Origin of the sequence: Burkholderia sp. ABCPW 111 (assembly GCF_000773065.1) — a bacterium.
In the GTDB taxonomy this organism is placed as follows: Bacteria; Pseudomonadota; Gammaproteobacteria; order Burkholderiales; family Burkholderiaceae; genus Burkholderia; species Burkholderia savannae.
In genome coordinates, this window is the sequence record NZ_JPWT01000069.1 from 1 (window position 1) to 16,921 (window position 16,921).

Below are 16,921 nucleotides of genomic sequence, written 5' to 3' on the forward strand. Positions count from 1 at the left end.
ATCAAGGTCATCAAGCGCAGGGCCTACGGGTACCGTGACGAGGAGTACTTCTTCCTCAAGATCCGCGCCGCGTTCCCCGGAATTCCGCGATGAACCAAATTTTGACCGATGCGATGCGATGCGATGCGATGCGATGCGGTGCGGTGCGGTGCGGTGCGCGTCGCGCCGATGACGAATGCGAAGCGTACGTACGCGACGCCCGCGCGCGCCGCGCGTGCTCGCGCGGCCAATTGTCTTACCTCCCGTTACACAAGCGACACCATCGTTTCACCTCGGTCGCGACGCGCCTCCTAGAATGCATTGGACGGGTTGCGACGCATCCGAGTCCATGGCCGGTGCGCTCGCGGCGACGGCGTCGAACGCGTTGCCGCTCCCGGCCCGCAGCACCGCAGCCCCGTTCATCGATCCGTTGATGAATTTCACCCTAAGGAGAACGTATGACTCGCCGCTCTACTTTTTCGCTTGCCGGTGCGTGCGCCGCAGGTCTGTTCGTCTTCGCGACCGCCGCGTCCGCACAAACCGCTCCCACGCCTACGCCGACGCAACCGCGCCCCGAGGCGGCCGCTGAAACCGGTACGCGGCTGCACGAGGCCGATCAGGCTTTCGTCACCGACGCGACGAAGGCGGTGTCGACGCAGCGAGACGCCGCGCGCATCGCGAATTCGCGCTCGAGTGATCGCGCCGTGAAGGCGTTCGCGGAACGGGTCGCGAGCGACAACGAGAAGCTGTCGCAGACGCTGCGCGCCGCGAGCCCGCGCGGCGTCGACGTGCCGCACAACGATCCCGATCCCGCCGTGCTCGACGGCATCAAGAATCTGCGCGGCGACGCGTTCGACAAGGCGTACATCGAGCAGGTCGCGCTCGAAGGCAACCGCAAGACGCTGTCGGTGTTCCAGGCCGAGCTCGCATCGGGCCGCAACGAGCAGCTGAAGAACGCTGCGCGCAAGGGCCTGCCGGTGATTCAGGCGCACTATCAGCAGGCTCGGGAACTCGCGAGCCGCAAGCACCTGCCGGGCGACGCGTCGCAGTGACGGCAGTCGTTCGCGGGCCGTCGCCGCGCGCGCGGTAACGCATGCGCGGGTGACGAGACCGTTCGACGCGCGTTGTGAAGGAGGCGCATCGAACGGCAAACGAACAGGCGGCGCGCGGGTGCCGCCTGTTTTCGTATCGACGCCGCGACGGCCGGCACGCGCTGCTCAGAACGTTTGCCAATCGGCATTCGGGCTCGCCGCCGCGAGGGCGGGAACGGGCGCGGCGCTCGCGGGCGCGTGCGGCGGGGCGGACGCGATGCGCGTCGCGGAGCGCTTGCGCGCGGCGGGCATGCGCTGGAGCGGCGTCGCGGCCGCGGTGCCGGCTTGCGGCGCGCGCGTGTCGTAGCGCCGCGCAGGCGCGGGCGCGTTCGACCGGAACACGGCCACTGCATCGACGAGCCGCTGCGTGCGGTGCTTCAGGTCGTCGGCGGTCGCCGCCGATTCCTGCACCAGCGCGGCGTTCTGTTGCGTCATCTGATCGAGCTGCGCGACGGCGACGTTGACCTGGCCGATCCCGTCCGACTGCTCGCGCGTGGCCGAGCTGATCTCGCCGATGAGGCCGGCGACCCGCGCGACCTGCGATCGGATATCGTTCATCGCTTCGCCCGCCTGATTGACGAGCGCGCCGCCCGCCGCGGTTTTCTCGACGCTGTCGTGGATCAGCGCCGCGATCTCCTTCGCCGCGTTCGCGCTGCGCTGCGCGAGCGTTCTCACTTCGGCCGCGACGACCGCGAAGCCGCGGCCCTGCTCGCCCGCCCGCGCCGCCTCGACGGCCGCGTTCAATGCGAGGATGTTGGTCTGGAACGCGATGCCGTCGATCACGCCGATGATCTCGCGGATCTTGCGGCTCGACGCGCTGATCTCGCCCATCGTGTCGACCGCCTTGCCGACCACCGCGTCGCCTTTCGCGGCGGCATCGCGCGTCGAGCCGGCAAGCTCGCTCGCCTGCATGGCGGTGTCCGCGTTGTTGCGCACCGTCGCGGTCATCTGCTCCATCGACGCGGCGGTTTCCTCGAGGCTCGCGGCCGCCTGCTCGCTGCGCGCGCTCAGATCGTCGTTGCCCGCGGTGATCTTGCCGCTCGCGTCTTGCAGGCCGGACAACTGCTCGCTCACGTCGTCGACGAGCGAGCGCAGGTTGAGGCCCGCCTGATTGACCGCCCGCATGATCATGCCGATCTCGTCGATACGGTTCAGGTGAACATTGTCGCCGGCCTGGCCCGCGGCGACCGCGAGCGATTGCTTCAGCACGCGCTGCAGCGGCGCGGTGATCTGCGCGGCGAGCCAGAATTCCGCGAGCAGCAGCAGCATTGTCTCGGCGGCGGCGAAGCCGTCGAGCATCGCGCCGCGCAGCCCGAAGAGGAACGCCATCCACGCGGAGCCGGCGAGGAGCGTGAGCAGCGCGGTTCGGATGCGCCAGCGCGCGCTGAGCGTCTGCAGCAGCGACGTCCATCCGAGCAGCCCGGTGCGCACGATCAGACCCTGATGAAACTTCCTGCCGCGCGCGCCGTGCTCGCGAAAGTCGCGATAGAGCGCTTCGGCCCCGGCGATCTCGTCGCGCGACGGTTTCGTGCGCACCGACATGTAGCCGACGAGTTGCCCGTTGCGGATCACGGGCGTCGCGTTCGCGCGCACCCAGTAGTGGTCGCCGTTCTTGCGGCGGTTCTTGACGAGCGCGGTCCACGAGCAGCCGGCCTTCAACGTCGCCCACATGTCGGCGAACGCCTCGGCCGGCATGTCGGGATGCCGAACGAGATTGTGCGGCTCGCCGATGATCTCGTCGCGCTCGAATCCGCTCACCTGAATGAACGCCGCGTTCGCATACGTGACGTAGCTCTGGGGATCGGTCGTCGACATCAGCGTGGCGTCGTCGGGGAACTCGAATTCCCGCTGGGTGACAGGAAGATTGGCGCGCATGGAAGGCTCTCTGCAAGGTCCGTAACGTCGAATGTCGCGATTGCGGCGGAGTGCGCAGTCCGGCGACATGATCGGGTTTACGGATGATTTCGCGAGAGCTGAGTGAGTAGAATCCATGACGCGCGCTTGACGCCGGTCAACGTGCGCGCAATCGTGCAATCGTTTGCCGGTTCGCCGCGGCGACGGGGAAAACGATCGGAATCCAGATTTTCGGGCGAGCGAGGCGGCGCGGCCGACGCTCGACGGGCGCGCCCCGTCAGCCGCGCGACAGCAGCAGCACGAGCGGCATCGTGAACGCCGCGAGCGCGGTCTGCACCGTGATGATGCCGGCCGCGAGCCGGTGATCGCCGCCGAGCAGCTTCGCCATGATGTACGCCGAAGGCGTGCACGGCAGCGAGTTGAACAGCACGATGATCGTGAGCGCCGGCCCCTTGATGCCGAGGCTCACGCCGATCCAGAGCGTGACGAGCGGCACGAGCAGCAGCTTGATGAACGACGATTGCAGCACGGGGCCGCTCGCCGCTTTCGCGGCTTTCATGTCGAGCCCCGCGCCGACCGCGAGCAGGCCGAGCGGCAGCGAGGCCGAGCCGAGGATCGACAACAGGCTCGCGAGCGTGCCGGGCAGCGCGAGGCCGCTCAGGTTGAAAAGCGCGCCGAGCAGCACCGCGACGATCACGGGATTCTTGACGAGCGCATTGCCGACCTGCTTGAAGGAGGGCGTGCCGCCGCTGCCGTAGTGCATCAGGATCACGATCGACGCGACGTTCAACAGCGGGATCGCGATCGCGATGCTGATCGACGTCAGCGTGAGGCCGACGCTGCCGTACATCGCGGCGGCGGCCGCGACGCCGACGTACGTGTTCGGCCGCAACGCACCCTGGATCACCGACGAAAACACCGCGCCCGGCTGCCGGCTCCACGCGCGCCACGCGTACAGCACGAGCGCGCCGCAGCCGACCGCGCCGAGGATCGCCGTCGCGATCGGGCGAATCGCGAATTGCGCGAGGTTCGCCTTCGCGACCTGGCTGAACATCAGCGCCGGAAACAGATAGTAGTAGTTGAGCGTCTCGCACGGCAGCCAGAACGCATCGGCGAGCAGCCTCCGCCGGCGTATCACGAAGCCCATCAGGATCAGCGCGAAGATCGGCACGAGCGCCGCCATGACGTTGGCCATCGAATGCTCCGTCATAGCGCGGTCTTCGCGAGCACGGCGGCGCCGTACGCGCCGATGAAGCCCGTCATTGCGTGCTCGTACAGCGATGCGCCCGCGCGCCGGAACATCGCGTTGCCGAGCGCGACGTAGACGAGCGCCGCGATCGGCGCGACGGCCGCGCCCGACCAGCTCAGCGCGGCGGGCCGCAGCAGCGCGAGCGTGCCGAGCTGGATCGTGCCGAACAGCAGGTAGTAGCGGGCGACGATCGCGCGGATCTCGTCCTTGTCGCGCTGCCCGCTCGCCGCATAGACGGCGAGCAGCGCGCCGCCCATGTTGGTTAGCCCATGCACGACGCCCATCAGGACGACGTAGCGTCGGTCATGCCGCGCGATGCGCGCGCGCAGGCGGTCGCGCAGCACCGGCGCGACGCGCACCACGGCGGCGGCCAGCATCGCGCCGCCGACGAACAGATCGACGCGCGCGTTGAGCTTCGTCAGCACGAGCGTCGCGAGCGACACGACGACGACGGCCGCGCAGACCGCCATGTTGCCGCGCTCGCGAGCGGGCAGCGGCAGGCCGCGGCTCGACCACACCTGGATCGCGGACAGCGTCATCGACGCGGGCAGCAGCAGGCCGAGCACCGCCGCGAACTCCACGCCGAACAGCAGCAGCGTCGGCGTGCCAAACACGAGGATGCCCATCCCGAAGATCGATTGAATCAGCGCGAGCGCGGTGACGAGCGCGGCGAGCAGCGTGAGATCGTGCATGTCAGGCCGCCTCGAGCGCGCGGTTCGCCGGCCAGCGCAACGCTTTCGCGAGCGCGCCGACGCGCACCGTCTGCAACGCGTTCAGCGACGCGTCGTTTTCGTCGCTCGCGGCGAGCACCGTCAGCACGACGTCGCGTTCGTCGATGCGCCCGTCGCGCCAGAGCGCTTCGAGCGCGGCGGGCACGGCGTCGGCGGCCCCCACGTCGAGCCTCGGCAGATGCACGCCCGTCGTGCCGGGCAGCAGATTCCACGCGCGCACGCGCGCGCGGTCGCTGCCGACCGCGACGATCGGCTGGCGGATCTGCGCCATCGACACGAGCCGCGCCGCATGCCCGGTGCGCGACAGCACGACGATTTTCGTCACCGGCAGCGTGCGCGCGAGCGCTTGCGTCGCCGCGCGCAGGTCGTCGTAGTCCGCGTCGGAGGCGGTGCGCGCCGACGCCGCGAGCGCCGCGCGATGCGCGTCGGCGAGCGCGGCGATGCCGTGCAGCCGCGCCACCGCCTCGACCGGAAACTTGCCGACCGCCGTTTCGCCGGACAGCATCACGGCCGACGCGCCGTCGATCACCGAGTGCGTGATGTCGCCGATTTCGGCCTTCGTCGGCAGCGGGCTGTCGATCATGCTGTGCAGCAGCTCGGTCGCGACGATCACGGGCTTCGCATGACGGCGCGCGCTCGCGACGATCGTCCGTTGATGGAGCGATACGTAGTCGAGACCTGTCTCGACCGACAGGTCGCCGCGATCGATCATCAGCGCGTCGGCGGCGGCGGCGATCTCGTCGAGATGGTCGAGGCCGCCGCGGTTTTCGACCTTCGCGACGATCTGCGGCGTCGCGCCGTCGACGAGCGCGCGGATCGCGCCGACGTGCGCGGCCGATTCGACGAAGCTGATGCCGACGAAATCGACGCCCGTCTCCTTCGCGAACGCGATCATCTCGCGATCGCGCGGCGTGACGAGATCGTGGCCGAGATCGATCTCCGGCACGTTGATCCCCTTGCGGCTCTTCAGCGTGCCGGCGGTTTCGGCGATCACGAGCACGTCGCGGCCGCGCACCGCGTCGACGACGAACGACAGCGTGCCGTCGTCCGCGTAGACGCGCACGCCGGCGCGCAGTTTCTCGTGAAAGCGCGCGTAGTTGACGGGCACTTTCTGCGAGCCGTCGTGCGACGGATCGGTCGTCAGCGTGACGACGTCGCCCGCGGCGAACGACGGCTCGACCCGCAACTGCGTCGTGCGGATCTTGCGGCCGGGGATGTCGAGCAGGATCGGCAGATCGGGCAGCGTGTCGCGCAACGCCGCGATCGTCGCGCGATGCCAGTCGAGATCGCCGTGCGAGCCGTTCAGCCGCGCGACGCTCATGCCGGCGCGATGCAGCGCCCGCAGCGCGTCCGGCGCGGCCGAGGCCGGCCCGATGGTGGCGATGACGGTGGTGGTTGTCATATTTCCTCGCGTTGTTCTTGTATGACGGAAATATGACAGACCGCTATCGGCACCGAAAATAATAAAAATTCCGCTTTTTATTTTGTTTGGTCATAAGCGGGCCGCGGCGCGGTGCGGCGGGCTGCGGGCCGCTTGCCGCGTCAGCGCAGCAGCCGGTCGAGGAGCGGCGACGAGAACACGCGGCGCGGATCGTAGCGGTCGAGCGTGCGCAGCGCCGCGTCCCAGTTGTCGTCGGAAGGCAGCCCCTGCCGGAATAGATCCGGAATCGTCGCGCCGATCATCGTGTCGTCGCTCCAGGCGGCGGAGCTCGTGTAGCCCCAGCCCTTGGACCACTCCGGCCGCACGGTCGCGTAGCCGCCGCTGTAGTTCGACAGCATCCACTGCTCGATGTCGCGATAGAAGCGGTTCGCGTCGGGCGTGCCCGGCAACGTCAGGATGTCGAACCAGATTGCGACGTCCCAGTCGGGATGGTCGGGCCGTGGCCGGAGCGCGGACAGCGACGGCGCCGTCGCGCCCGGAGCGACTTCGTCCGGCGAATCGACGCCCGTCACGCGAATCTCGACGGGGCCGTTCATCGGATAGCTGCCGGCCGCGCGATAGTCGGCGATCCGCTGCCGATACGCGCCGACGAACTCGTTGATCGCGCGCTGCACGTTCGCGCGGCTCGTCAGCACCGCATAGCCGTTCGCGGTCACGCGCAGCGTCGTCGGCCGCACGTAGTTCAGCACCGTGCGCGACCACCCCCAGAGATTCGTCGCCGGCGCGAACGGGTTAGTCAGGCCGAGACACGTGATCGCGTATAGCGTCTTGCCGAACAGCGGCGTCAGCTGGAATTCGCCGTTCAACACGATGCGGCTCACCAGATCGGACAATTCCCTCGGTAGCGAATCGGAGAACGGATAGTTGTACGGCTGATCGACGGCGCGCGCGCCGGCCGGTCGGTTCGGCCGGACGCTCCAGACTTTCAGCCACGGAGCGCCGGTGAACGGATACCAGATCGCTTCGATGCGGCCCGAGCGCCGCAGGAACGATTCGACGGTTCGGCCTCGCGCGCCCGCGCGGGCGAACAGCTCGGATGCGGGGATATCGACGAAGCTCTCGCATTGCAGCCGCTGATTCGCGCCCGCCTGCAGCGTCGCTTCGACGATGAACGCGCGGCCGACGTGCGCGAGGAACGGGCCGATGTCCGGATCGGTCCGCTCGAACGTGCGCAGTGCGTAACGGCCCGACGACGCGTCGTGAACCACCGCGGTCAGCGACAGCACCGCGTTGCTGAGCGAGCCGTACGTGTGCCCCGGCAGCCGCGTTTCGCCCGCGGCCGGCAGCGCGGTGCCGTGCGCGCCGATCGCGAGCGCACCGCCGAGCGTGATGTCGCCGGGCGCGGGAAACGCCGTCATGCCGAGCCCGTACTGCTCGAGCGTCGCGAGCAGCGCGTCCATCGACACGCCCGCCTGCGCGGTGACGCGCGCGGGCGTCGTCGACGCGTCGACCGACACCGCCGTCAGATGCTTGGTCGTGTCGACGAGCAACACGCGGGCGTTCGCATCGTTCGCCGCGACCGCGAGCGGCGACCAGTTGTGCATGTGGCCGAGCGCTCGCGCGCGATAGCCGTGCTGCGCCGCCCAGTTGACGATCGCGACGACGTCGGCGGGCGTCGCGGGCGCCGCCGTCCACAGGTTCGCGACGGCGATTTCGCCGCTCCAGTTGCGAAACGCCTGCTTGTAGAGCGCGATGTCGGCGGGGAAATTCGGCGGCGTCGAGCCGGCGGGCTGCGCGTGCGCGGGAATCGGCCGGATCGGCGTCCATCCGGCGACGACGCCCGCGCCGGCGAGACGCGCGAGATCGCTGAGAAACGCGCGGCGACGAAGACGCGGCGTCGGGTCTCCATGGATCTTTTTCATGGTCTTCTCGAAATATTATTTATTGCGTAATAAAGGAGCGAAACGTTGGAGTGAGCCGTAATGCGTTTCCCTCTTCGACTACGTGCTTTTTGTTCGATACGCGTTATTGTTTTTGAAAAGATCGTTGTTGCTCGCTCGGAAGCCATTGGATGATAGGCGCCGAGGCAGGCGCGTCAAGCGGATCGGCGCGGCGATAGCGCGGACGGAAAAAAAGGCGGATGGCGAGATGGCGGGGCGGTGCGACGCGCCGTCGCGACCGCACGAGCGAGCGGATCGCCGTGCGTTTTCAATCGCTCGCAGGCGCGGACGCGAAGCGCCCGACGAGCACGCCGGCGGCGATGCCGATCGATGCCTGCACGCGGTGCGTCGAAAGCGGTTTCCACGGCGCGCCGCGGAACTTCGGAATCCGCACGGTTGTTTGCCCGCGACGCTGGCGTTCGCCGTGCCGCGCTTCGAATGGTTCGAACGTTTCGAATGGTTCGAGTACGTCAAGCGCCTCGAATGCTTCGCTCACGTCACGCGCGACGCGGCGAGCTTCTGGCCGTCGCCGAGCAAGGAGAGCGCCGCGTCGATCCGGCGCAGGTCGTCGTCGAGCGCCGCGCCGCCGATCTTCTTCTTGACGACCGTATAGCCGCGGTCGAGGTCGCTGCGCATCTCGTGCTTCAGCTTGCCGAGATCCCGGCCGGGGTAGTAGTAGCCGCCCGCCGCACAGACGAACACCTTGCGGTTCGGCGTGCCGTCGCCGTGGCGTTCGGCGAGCAGGCGAAAGAGCGGCTTGTCCTCGATCTTCGCGACCGCGTCCCACTCGGCCACGGCGAGCGTGCCGATCGCGACGGCGCGCTCGCCGTGGCCGCCCGGCTTCTCGTTCGCGAAGAGCGCCGCCTAGATCCGGTGCGGATCAAGATTGTCGCGCGCGTCGTCGACGAGGCTCGCGGGGGCGGCGTCGAGCAGGCGGGCAATGAAGCGCTCGCGCAGCAGCATGCGCTGGCCGTAGCGGCTGTTCGAGTTGAAGCCGTGGCCGGCGACGGGCTCGCCGTCGCGGACGACGTCGGTGATCACGGCGGCGACGCTCGGCGTCATCTTGCTGAAGTCGATATACGCGTTGCGGCTCGGAGAACCGATCGATACGGCTTGCTCGCGGATGTCTACGATTCTCATCGCGTCTCCCGGGCGCATCGGCGGCCGATGCATCGTTGGCGAAGGCGTCGGGGCGCACGCGGGCCCGACGCACTAGGTTGGTCGCGCGAGCCGGGATTGGAATGAACCGCGAGTCACTTGTTTATTGACTTTTAGTGCAAGCCCATCAGAGCGACGGCCCGACGTTCTTCGTGCTCGTCGCGCGCCTGGGCCCGCCGGCGCCGGCGGGCGACACGCCTGCCGCCGCGTGAGGCGGCTGCCGCGCGTGAGATAATCGCCGCTCCATCGCCAACGATGATGCGGCCCCGCCGCGCCCGATACGTTGAATCTCCAGCCCGTTTCCATCGACCAGATCGACGATTTCGACGAGATCGTCGACGTCCGCACGCCGCTCGAGTATGCGGAGGACCATATTCCGGGCGCGCTGAACGCACCCGTCCTCAGCAACGAAGAGCGGGTGATCGTCGGCACGATGTACAAGCAGGTGTCGCCGTTCGAGGCGACGCGCGTCGGCGCGGCGATGGTCGCGCGCAACATCGCCGCGCATCTCGACACGACGTTCGCCGACCGCCCGCGCAACTGGCGGCCGCTCGTCTATTGCTGGCGCGGCGGCAAGCGCTCCGGATCGATGGCCGTCATGCTCAACATGATCGGCTGGCGCGCGCGGCAGCTCGACGGCGGCTACAAGGCGTACCGCCGCTCGGTCGTCGACGCGCTCGGCCGATTGCCCGCCGAGTTTCGTTACGTCGTCCTGACGGGGCACACCGGAAGCGGCAAAACCCGGCTGCTGCACGCGCTCGCGCAGGCGGGCGCGCAAACGCTCGATCTCGAAGCGCTCGCCGCGCACCGCGGCTCGCTGCTGGGCGCGCTGCCGAGCGGCGAGCAGCCGTCGCAAAAGGCGTTCGACACGGCGCTCGTCCGCGCGTTGCGCGGCTTCGCTCGCGAGCGGCCGGTGTTCATCGAGGCGGAGAGCCGGCGCATCGGCTCGATCACGTTGCCGCTCGCGCTGCTCGCCAGCATGCACGAGGCGGATTGCGTGAACGTCGAGACCCAGCGCGAAGAGCGCGTCGAGTTGCTGCTGCAGGATTACGGGCATCTGTTCGACCGGAGCGCGTTCTTCAAGGTGCAGCTCGAGAAGCTCGTGCCGCTGCACGGTCACGCGCGCATCCGCAAGTGGCACGAGATGCTCGACGAGGGGCGTCTTGGCGAGCTGTCCGAAGAGCTCGTCGACGTTCACTACGATCCCGCGTATGCGCGCAGCAGCCGCGAACATTTCGTTCGCCTGCCGCGGGCCGAGCATTTCCCGTTCAGGCCGACTGCGGCCGACGTCGTGGAGCAGGCGAGGGCGTTGCTCGCGCATCTCGACGCGATGAGCGCGAGCGTCTGACGCAGGCGGGATTGAGCGGAACGTGGCGCGGATCGCGCGCGAGTGCCGTTTGCAGGACGCTGCGCTGCGCGCGCCGAACGAGCGGGCTGCAGCCGCCGCGCATCGCATGGCGTGAATTCGCGAGCATCCGTTTGGACGGATGACGGCGCACATGCCGGCGCATATGCGCCGATCGAGCGATCAGCGATCCTGAACGACGAGATTCAAACGGCGATTCAAACGGCGATTCGAGCGCGCGTTCGAACGACGCATCGGCACGCATGCGCCCGATCGCCCGGCGCTTGCACGGCCGATTCTTTTCGAGCGCGGCCGGTGCCGCTTAATGCCCGATCGCATCGCCGCCGTCCGGCGACGCGGGCTGCTCTCGCACGCCGCTCGCGATCGGCGCGCCTGACGCCGCATGCGTGTCCCGATGCTTGACGGCGTGCTCGACCGCATGCTGCGCGGCGGGCACGACGACGGTCGGAAAGATCGCCGCGAGGGCGACCCACAGCACCACACCTGCAACCATGATCGATCTCCGAAAGAGTCGCGCGGCGGCGACGTGCGCGTCGATGCAATCGATACGAATCGAGCCGCATGCGAGCGCATCCGCCGAGCGCATGGCGATGCGGAAGGCTGGTGCACCGCTGCGGTGCGTGCGGCAAGAATCGCGTCGCGCATGCGTTGCACGGCACGGCGAACGCATCGATGGATCGGCGCGCACTTGCGCGCAACCGCCGCGCTCGCCTCGGCATCGGGCGATCCGCGCGCGACGCACAGGCGCTGCGACTCGTTCGGCGCCACGCGCATGACGAGGTACTGCGATCACTGTACGAGCAACGCCGCCTCGGCTTTTGATCGAACTCAATCGGAGCGGACCTGACATCGCGCGGCGCGATGACGGGTGGATGTCGTGCGCTTAGTGCGTTTCGTGCGCGCCGCTCGCGGCGGCGGGCCGCAGGGCGCGGGGCGAGGGCGGTGTGCGTCGGCGTGGAGATGGCGTCGCCTGGTCGAGGCGGCTGCGGCGTTTCGCCATCGCGTTGAGCGGCCGTGATGTCAGACGATTCGTCGCGATCGCGAGGCGCGACATCGCGGCGGCGTCGCGCGCGATTCGCGGATAGTCGCCGGCAAGCGGTCGCGCGCGCGACGGATGCGCTGGGTCCGGTGGCGCCGCACGTCGTCGATCCTTGGCCGACGAGCCTTCGCCCGATGCTCGCATTGCATGCGCGGCCCGATGCGGTGATCGCGCCCGTCACGCGGTACGGCAGGACGCCGGGCGGCGCGACCGCGCGCCGCCAAGCGGGCGGGCGCACGCGCAAGCTCGCCGCCGCCTGTTTCGGATCGTCGGGAAACGCGGTCGGGCCGGCGAATCGCGTTGGACAGGATGCACCGCCGCGTGCCGAGAATTATCGGCGGGCCGAGCCGAAAAGCGGGCGCGAGCCCGACGCGCACGATCGCGAATGCCGCGAGCGCGAACAGCCGGTTCGCGGGGAATGCGGCGGGAAATCACGCGTTCGGTTACGCAAGCGCGGTCGCGCGCGGCCGCGGCCGGACCGGCGCGCCCGCCGCTGCCCGGACGACCGTCGCGACGCCGATCGGCGCGAGCATGAGCACGAGCACGCGCGAGCCTCGGTGCGCCGTTACGCGCGCCGTCGCCGACGTCGGATCACGACGCGCGCGCCCGACTTGCATCAGCGGCATCGAAGCGCCGTTCTCCGGAACGTCGCGCGCTTGCGAAATGACGCGAACGCATGCGTGTAGATCGGGTTATTCGCACTGCAACTTCTGCGCAGAGCGCGTAAATTGAAAGAGGCGCGTCGCGCTCGAGCGACGGCGTGACCGTGGCGGCGAGCGTTGACTCAACGCAACGTTTCGGCGAAACCGCGGTCGAGAATGATCGGATCAGCCGCTCTGTGCGGCGTCGCGCGACGGCCTGTCGCGAACGGCGCGCACGCCCGGGCTGCGGTCGTCCGGAGACGATTCATGCATCCTGCGAAGACGCCCTTTCTCGCCGTGCGCGATCTCGCTCGCCCGCTGCGCGGCGACGCGGGGGATTTCGACGAATTGATCGACATCGCGAACGACGCCGATGTGGTGCTGCTCGGCGAGGCGACGCACGGCACGCACGAGTTCTATCGGATGCGCGCGCAGATCACCGCGCGCCTGATCGACGAATGCGGTTTCGACACCATTGCGATCGAAGGCGACTGGCCCGATGCGTGGCGCGTGAATCGCTACGTGCAGGGCGACGCCGCGATCGGCGGCGTCGACGCGGCGCTCGCGGACTTTACGCGTTTTCCCGCATGGATGTGGCGCAATCGCCCGATGCGCGAATTCGTCGGCTGGATGCGCGATCACAACGCGACGCTGCCGCGCGAATCGCGGGCGGGCGTCTACGGGCTCGATCTGTACAGCCTGTACCGCTCGGCCGATGCGGTGATCCGCTATCTCGACGACGTCGATCCCGATGAGGCCGAATTCGCGCGGCGGCGCTACGCGGCGCTCGATCACGTGCGCGAGCCGGGGGCGTACGGCTACGCGGTCGCCACGGGCGCGCGGCCGGCCGCCACCGTCGACGCGGTCGCGCAACTGCTGCGGCTGCGCGCGAACGAGGCGGCGTATCTCGCGCAGGACGGCATCGACGCGCTCGATGCGCAGTTCTTCGCCGAGCGCAACGCGCAGGTCGTCGTCAACGCCGAAACCTATTACCGCGCGATGTTCGGGCCGCGCGCGAACACGTGGAATCTGCGCGATTCGCACATGCGCGACACGCTTTTCGCGCTGCGCCGCTACCGCGCGCGTCGCGGCGGCACGGGGCGCGCGGTCGTCTGGGCGCACAACTCGCACGTCGGCGACGCGCGCGCGACCGAGATGCACCTGCGCGGCGAATGGACGCTCGGCCAGCTCGTGCGCGAGTCGCTCGGCGAGCGCGCGCTGTCGATCGGCTTCACCGCCTACACGGGCCACGTGTCGGCCGCGTCGCAATGGGACGGCGACGTCGAACAGAAATGGATGCGCCCCGCGCTGTCCGACAGCTACGAACGCCTCTTTTATACGACCGGGCTCGACCGTTTCTTCCTGCCGCTGCGCGAGATCGTCGCGCAGCCGCTCGGCGAAGCGCTGCTCGAGCGCGCGATCGGCGTGATCTATCTGCCGCGGACGGAGCGCGACAGCCACTATTTCATGTCGTCGATCACGGGGCAGTTCGATGCGCTGTTCCATCTCGACGAAACGAGCCCGCTCGAACCGCTCGCGCCGCCCGATGCGTGGCATCCGCGCGAAGAGCCGGTGTCCGCGCCGTGACGGCGGCGCGACGTGGAGATGACGATGCAGATTCAGGAAGTACGGATACCTCTCGGAAAGGTCGAATTGAACGGCATACTCGCGACGCCCGAGCATGCGTCGGGAATCGTCGTGTTCGCGCACGGCAGCGGCAGCAGCCGGCTGAGCCCGCGCAATCAGGAGGTCGCGGCGGTGCTGCAGCGCGCGGGTCTCGCGACGCTCCTGTTCGATCTGCTGACGATCGAGGAGCAGCGGCGCGACGCGGTCACGGCCGAGTACCGGTTCGCGATCGCGTTCCTCGCGCGCCGGCTCGTGAGCGCGCTCGACTGGCTGCGCGAGCGGCGCGACGTCGGCGAGTTGCCCGTCGGCCTGTTCGGCGCGAGCACGGGCGCGGCGGCGGCGCTGATCGCGGCGAACGCGCGCGGGCGTGTCGTGCGCGCGGTCGTCTCGCGCGGCGGCCGTCCCGATCTCGCGGGCGACGCGCTGCCGCGCGTGCGCGTGCCGACACTGCTCATCGTCGGAGAGCGCGACGAGGAGGTGATCCGCCTCAACCGCCTCGCGGCCGGCTGGCTCATCGGCGAGTCGAAGCTCGTCGTCGTGCCGGGCGCGACGCATCTGTTCGAGGAGCCGGGCACGCTCGACGAAGTCGCGCGCGTCGCGGCGGATTGGTTCGTCGCGCATCTGCCCGAAGACCGGGATGCGCACAAGAGGCATCGAAGATGACGAAACCCGTTCGCGACGGCGCGCTGCTGACCGACCTGTACGAATTCACGATGCTGCAGTCGTACTTCGACTGCGGCATGAACGACGCGGCGACGTTCGAGTTCTTCGTGCGCAAGCTGCCCGCGCATCGTAATTTCCTGATGGCGGCGGGCCTCGAACAGGTGCTCGACTATCTCGCCGACCTGAAGCTCGACGCCGGCGAGATCGAGGGGCTGGCGAGCACGGGGCTCTTCAGCGACCGGTTTCTCGCGTCGCTCGAATCGCTGCGCTTCACGGGCTCGGTCCGCGCGATGCGCGAAGGCACGCTGTTCTTCGTCGACGAGCCGATCCTGCAGATCACCGCGCCGATGCGCGAGGCGCAGCTGATCGAAAGCCGCGTGATGAACCTGCTGCACTACGAATCGATCGTCGCGAGCAAGGCGGCGCGCGCGGTGCTCGCGGCGCCGGGCAAGACGCTCGTCGATTTCGGCCTGCGCCGCGCGCACGGCGCGGAGGCGGCGCTGCTGTCGGCGCGCGCGAGCTACGTCGCGGGCTTCACCGGCACCGCGACCTTGCTCGCCGGCTTGCGCTACGGCATTCCGGTGTACGGCACGATGGCGCATTCGTACGTGCAGGCGCACGCCGGCGAGTCGCTCGCGTTCGAGCATTTCGCGCGCTCGTTTCCACGCAACGCGATGCTGCTGATCGACACGTACGACACCGAAGCGGCTGCGTACAAGGTGATCGACGTCGCGAAGAAGCTCGCGCGCGACGGCATCGAAGTGAAGGGCGTGCGGCTCGACAGCGGCGATCTCGCGCAGCACGCGATGCGCGTGCGCGCAATTCTCGACCGGGCGGGGCTCGATCGCGTGACGATCTTCGCGAGCGGCAATCTCGACGAATACAAGCTCGAAGAGCTGATCGGCAAGGGTGCGCCGATCGACGGCTTCGGCGTCGGCACGCGAATGAACACGTCGGCGGACGCGCCGTACGCGGACTGCGCGTACAAGCTGACCGAATATGCGGGCGTGCCGCGCCGCAAGCGCTCGGAGGGCAAGGCGACGTGGCCCGGGCGCAAGCAGGTGTACCGCCGCTATCGCGACGACGGCGTCATCGACGGCGACAGCCTCGCGCTCGCCGACGAAGCGCATCCGGGCGGCGCGCTTCTCGAGCCGTTCGTGATCGACGGCGAGCGCGTCGCGCCGCTGCCGAGCCTTGCCGGCATTCGCGCGCACGCGAGCAAGGAGCTCGGCGCGCTGCCCGCGGCGCTGCGCGATCTCACGCACGCGGCCGAGTATCCGGTCGCCGTGACCGACGCGTTGATCGCGCTCGCGCAGCGGATCGACGCGCGCACGGCGAGCGAAGCGCGCGCATAGCGCGACGCGCGGGCCTGCGCGCATTGCGCGTGGACGCGAATCCTTGCATGCGTCGGCATGCATTCGAACGAGCCGCGGCATGACGACTTCGTGCGCGTCGCGGCGAAGGAGGCGTGATGAACGATTATTTTCGCGATCGCGTCGATGCCGGCCGGCAGCTTGCCGCGCATCTCGCCGATTATGCGAACCGCAGCGACGTCATCGTGCTCGCGCTGCCGCGCGGCGGCGTGCCGGTCGCGTTCGAGGTTGCGAAGGCGCTGCGCGTGAAGCTCGACGTGCTGATCGTGCGGAAGCTCGGCGCGCCCGGCAATCCGGAGCTCGCGATGGGCGCGATCGCGACGGGCGGCGTCGTGCAGCTGGAGCGGTCGGTGCTGCACGCGATGCACGTGAGCGATCGCGAGCTCGCCGACACGATCGAGCGCGAGCGCACCGAGCTCGCGAGGCGCGAGGCCGCGTATCGCGGCCGCCGCGCGCCGCCCGACGTCGAGGGCCGCACCGTGATCGTCGTCGACGACGGCATCGCGACGGGCTCGACGATGCTCGCCGCGCTCGAAGCGATGCGCGCGCACAAGCCGGCGAAGCTCGTCGCGGCGGTGCCCGTCGCGTCGCCGAGCAGCGCGGAGAAGGTCGAGGAGGTCGCGGACGCGGTCGTCTGCGTGATGCGGCCGGACTGGCTGATGGGCATCGGCCAGTTCTATCGGAATTTCGACCAGACGAGCGACGACGAGGTGCGCGAGCTGCTCGGCCGCGCGAGCGAGTGGGAATGGTCGGGCGCGGACGGCGCGCCGACGCCGGACGCGGGCCCGTTCTGAGCGCGGCTGGCCGCGCGGCGTCGAGCCGGCGTTCGA

12 protein-coding genes and 2 pseudogenes are annotated in these 16,921 nt (G+C 69.2%); 6 read left to right on the forward strand and 8 right to left on the reverse strand.

What is annotated here, in order from left to right; translation table 11 throughout:
• Nucleotides 1–437: 437 nt before the first annotated feature.
• Nucleotides 438–1,031, forward strand: a complete 594-nt coding sequence (locus tag X946_RS15235) for a DUF4142 domain-containing protein (RefSeq protein ID WP_038748852.1) — start codon at nucleotides 438–440, stop codon at nucleotides 1,029–1,031.
• A 165-nt stretch (nucleotides 1,032–1,196) separates the two neighbouring features.
• Here X946_RS15235 and X946_RS15240 read toward each other — a convergent pair whose 3' ends face one another.
• From X946_RS15240 to X946_RS15270, 6 genes and pseudogenes are all read right to left on the reverse strand, one after another.
• Nucleotides 1,197–2,945 carry a methyl-accepting chemotaxis protein gene (locus X946_RS15240; protein WP_038748854.1) on the reverse strand — a complete coding sequence of 583 codons (1,749 nt, stop codon included), beginning with the start codon at nucleotides 2,943–2,945 and terminating at the stop codon, nucleotides 1,197–1,199.
• A gap of 256 nt (nucleotides 2,946–3,201) precedes the next feature.
• A complete protein-coding gene (locus X946_RS15245) occupies nucleotides 3,202–4,119 on the reverse strand; it encodes an AEC family transporter (protein WP_038748943.1) in 918 nt (305 codons plus the stop codon).
• 11 nt (nucleotides 4,120–4,130) lie between these two features.
• Nucleotides 4,131–4,865, reverse strand: coding sequence for a TSUP family transporter (locus tag X946_RS15250; protein ID WP_038748856.1), 735 nt, complete (start codon nucleotides 4,863–4,865; stop codon nucleotides 4,131–4,133).
• A gap of 1 nt (nucleotide 4,866) precedes the next feature.
• Complete coding sequence (gene pyk / locus X946_RS15255; protein ID WP_038748858.1) at nucleotides 4,867–6,306, reverse strand: pyruvate kinase; 1,440 nt, start codon at nucleotides 6,304–6,306, stop codon at nucleotides 4,867–4,869.
• A 140-nt stretch (nucleotides 6,307–6,446) separates the two neighbouring features.
• Complete coding sequence (locus X946_RS15260) at nucleotides 6,447–8,207, reverse strand: cholesterol oxidase substrate-binding domain-containing protein (RefSeq protein WP_038748860.1); 1,761 nt, start codon at nucleotides 8,205–8,207, stop codon at nucleotides 6,447–6,449.
• A 528-nt stretch (nucleotides 8,208–8,735) separates the two neighbouring features.
• A pseudogene (locus X946_RS15270) lies at nucleotides 8,736–9,365 on the reverse strand (mandelate racemase); the annotation flags it as partial.
• A gap of 301 nt (nucleotides 9,366–9,666) precedes the next feature.
• On the opposite strand from X946_RS15270, the gene mnmH reads away from it, so the two are divergent.
• Nucleotides 9,667–10,731: a tRNA 2-selenouridine(34) synthase MnmH gene (gene mnmH, locus X946_RS15275; protein WP_038748864.1), complete on the forward strand. Its 1,065-nt coding sequence runs from the start codon at nucleotides 9,667–9,669 to the stop codon at nucleotides 10,729–10,731.
• A gap of 319 nt (nucleotides 10,732–11,050) precedes the next feature.
• On the opposite strand, the gene X946_RS15280 is transcribed toward mnmH, so the two are convergent.
• Nucleotides 11,051–11,242, reverse strand: a complete 192-nt coding sequence (locus X946_RS15280; protein ID WP_038748946.1) for a hypothetical protein — start codon at nucleotides 11,240–11,242, stop codon at nucleotides 11,051–11,053.
• 480 nt (nucleotides 11,243–11,722) lie between these two features.
• Nucleotides 11,723–12,379 (reverse strand): annotated as a pseudogene (locus X946_RS36250) (sulfonate ABC transporter permease); the annotation flags it as partial.
• Nucleotides 12,380–12,696: 317 nt separating this feature from the next.
• Between X946_RS36250 and X946_RS15295 the strand changes: the two are divergent.
• The 4 genes from X946_RS15295 (at nucleotide 12,697) to X946_RS15310 (ending at nucleotide 16,885) form a co-directional block, all read left to right on the forward strand.
• Complete coding sequence (locus X946_RS15295) at nucleotides 12,697–14,016, forward strand: erythromycin esterase family protein (protein WP_038748868.1); 1,320 nt, start codon at nucleotides 12,697–12,699, stop codon at nucleotides 14,014–14,016.
• A 24-nt stretch (nucleotides 14,017–14,040) separates the two neighbouring features.
• Nucleotides 14,041–14,718, forward strand: coding sequence for a dienelactone hydrolase family protein (locus X946_RS15300; RefSeq protein ID WP_038748949.1), 678 nt, complete (start codon nucleotides 14,041–14,043; stop codon nucleotides 14,716–14,718).
• Complete coding sequence (locus X946_RS15305) at nucleotides 14,715–16,073, forward strand: nicotinate phosphoribosyltransferase (RefSeq protein WP_038748870.1); 1,359 nt, start codon at nucleotides 14,715–14,717, stop codon at nucleotides 16,071–16,073. The genes X946_RS15300 and X946_RS15305 overlap by 4 nt, the downstream gene beginning before the upstream one ends.
• A gap of 116 nt (nucleotides 16,074–16,189) precedes the next feature.
• Nucleotides 16,190–16,885, forward strand: a complete 696-nt coding sequence (locus X946_RS15310; protein ID WP_038748871.1) for a phosphoribosyltransferase — start codon at nucleotides 16,190–16,192, stop codon at nucleotides 16,883–16,885.
• Nucleotides 16,886–16,921: the final 36 nt, after the last annotated feature.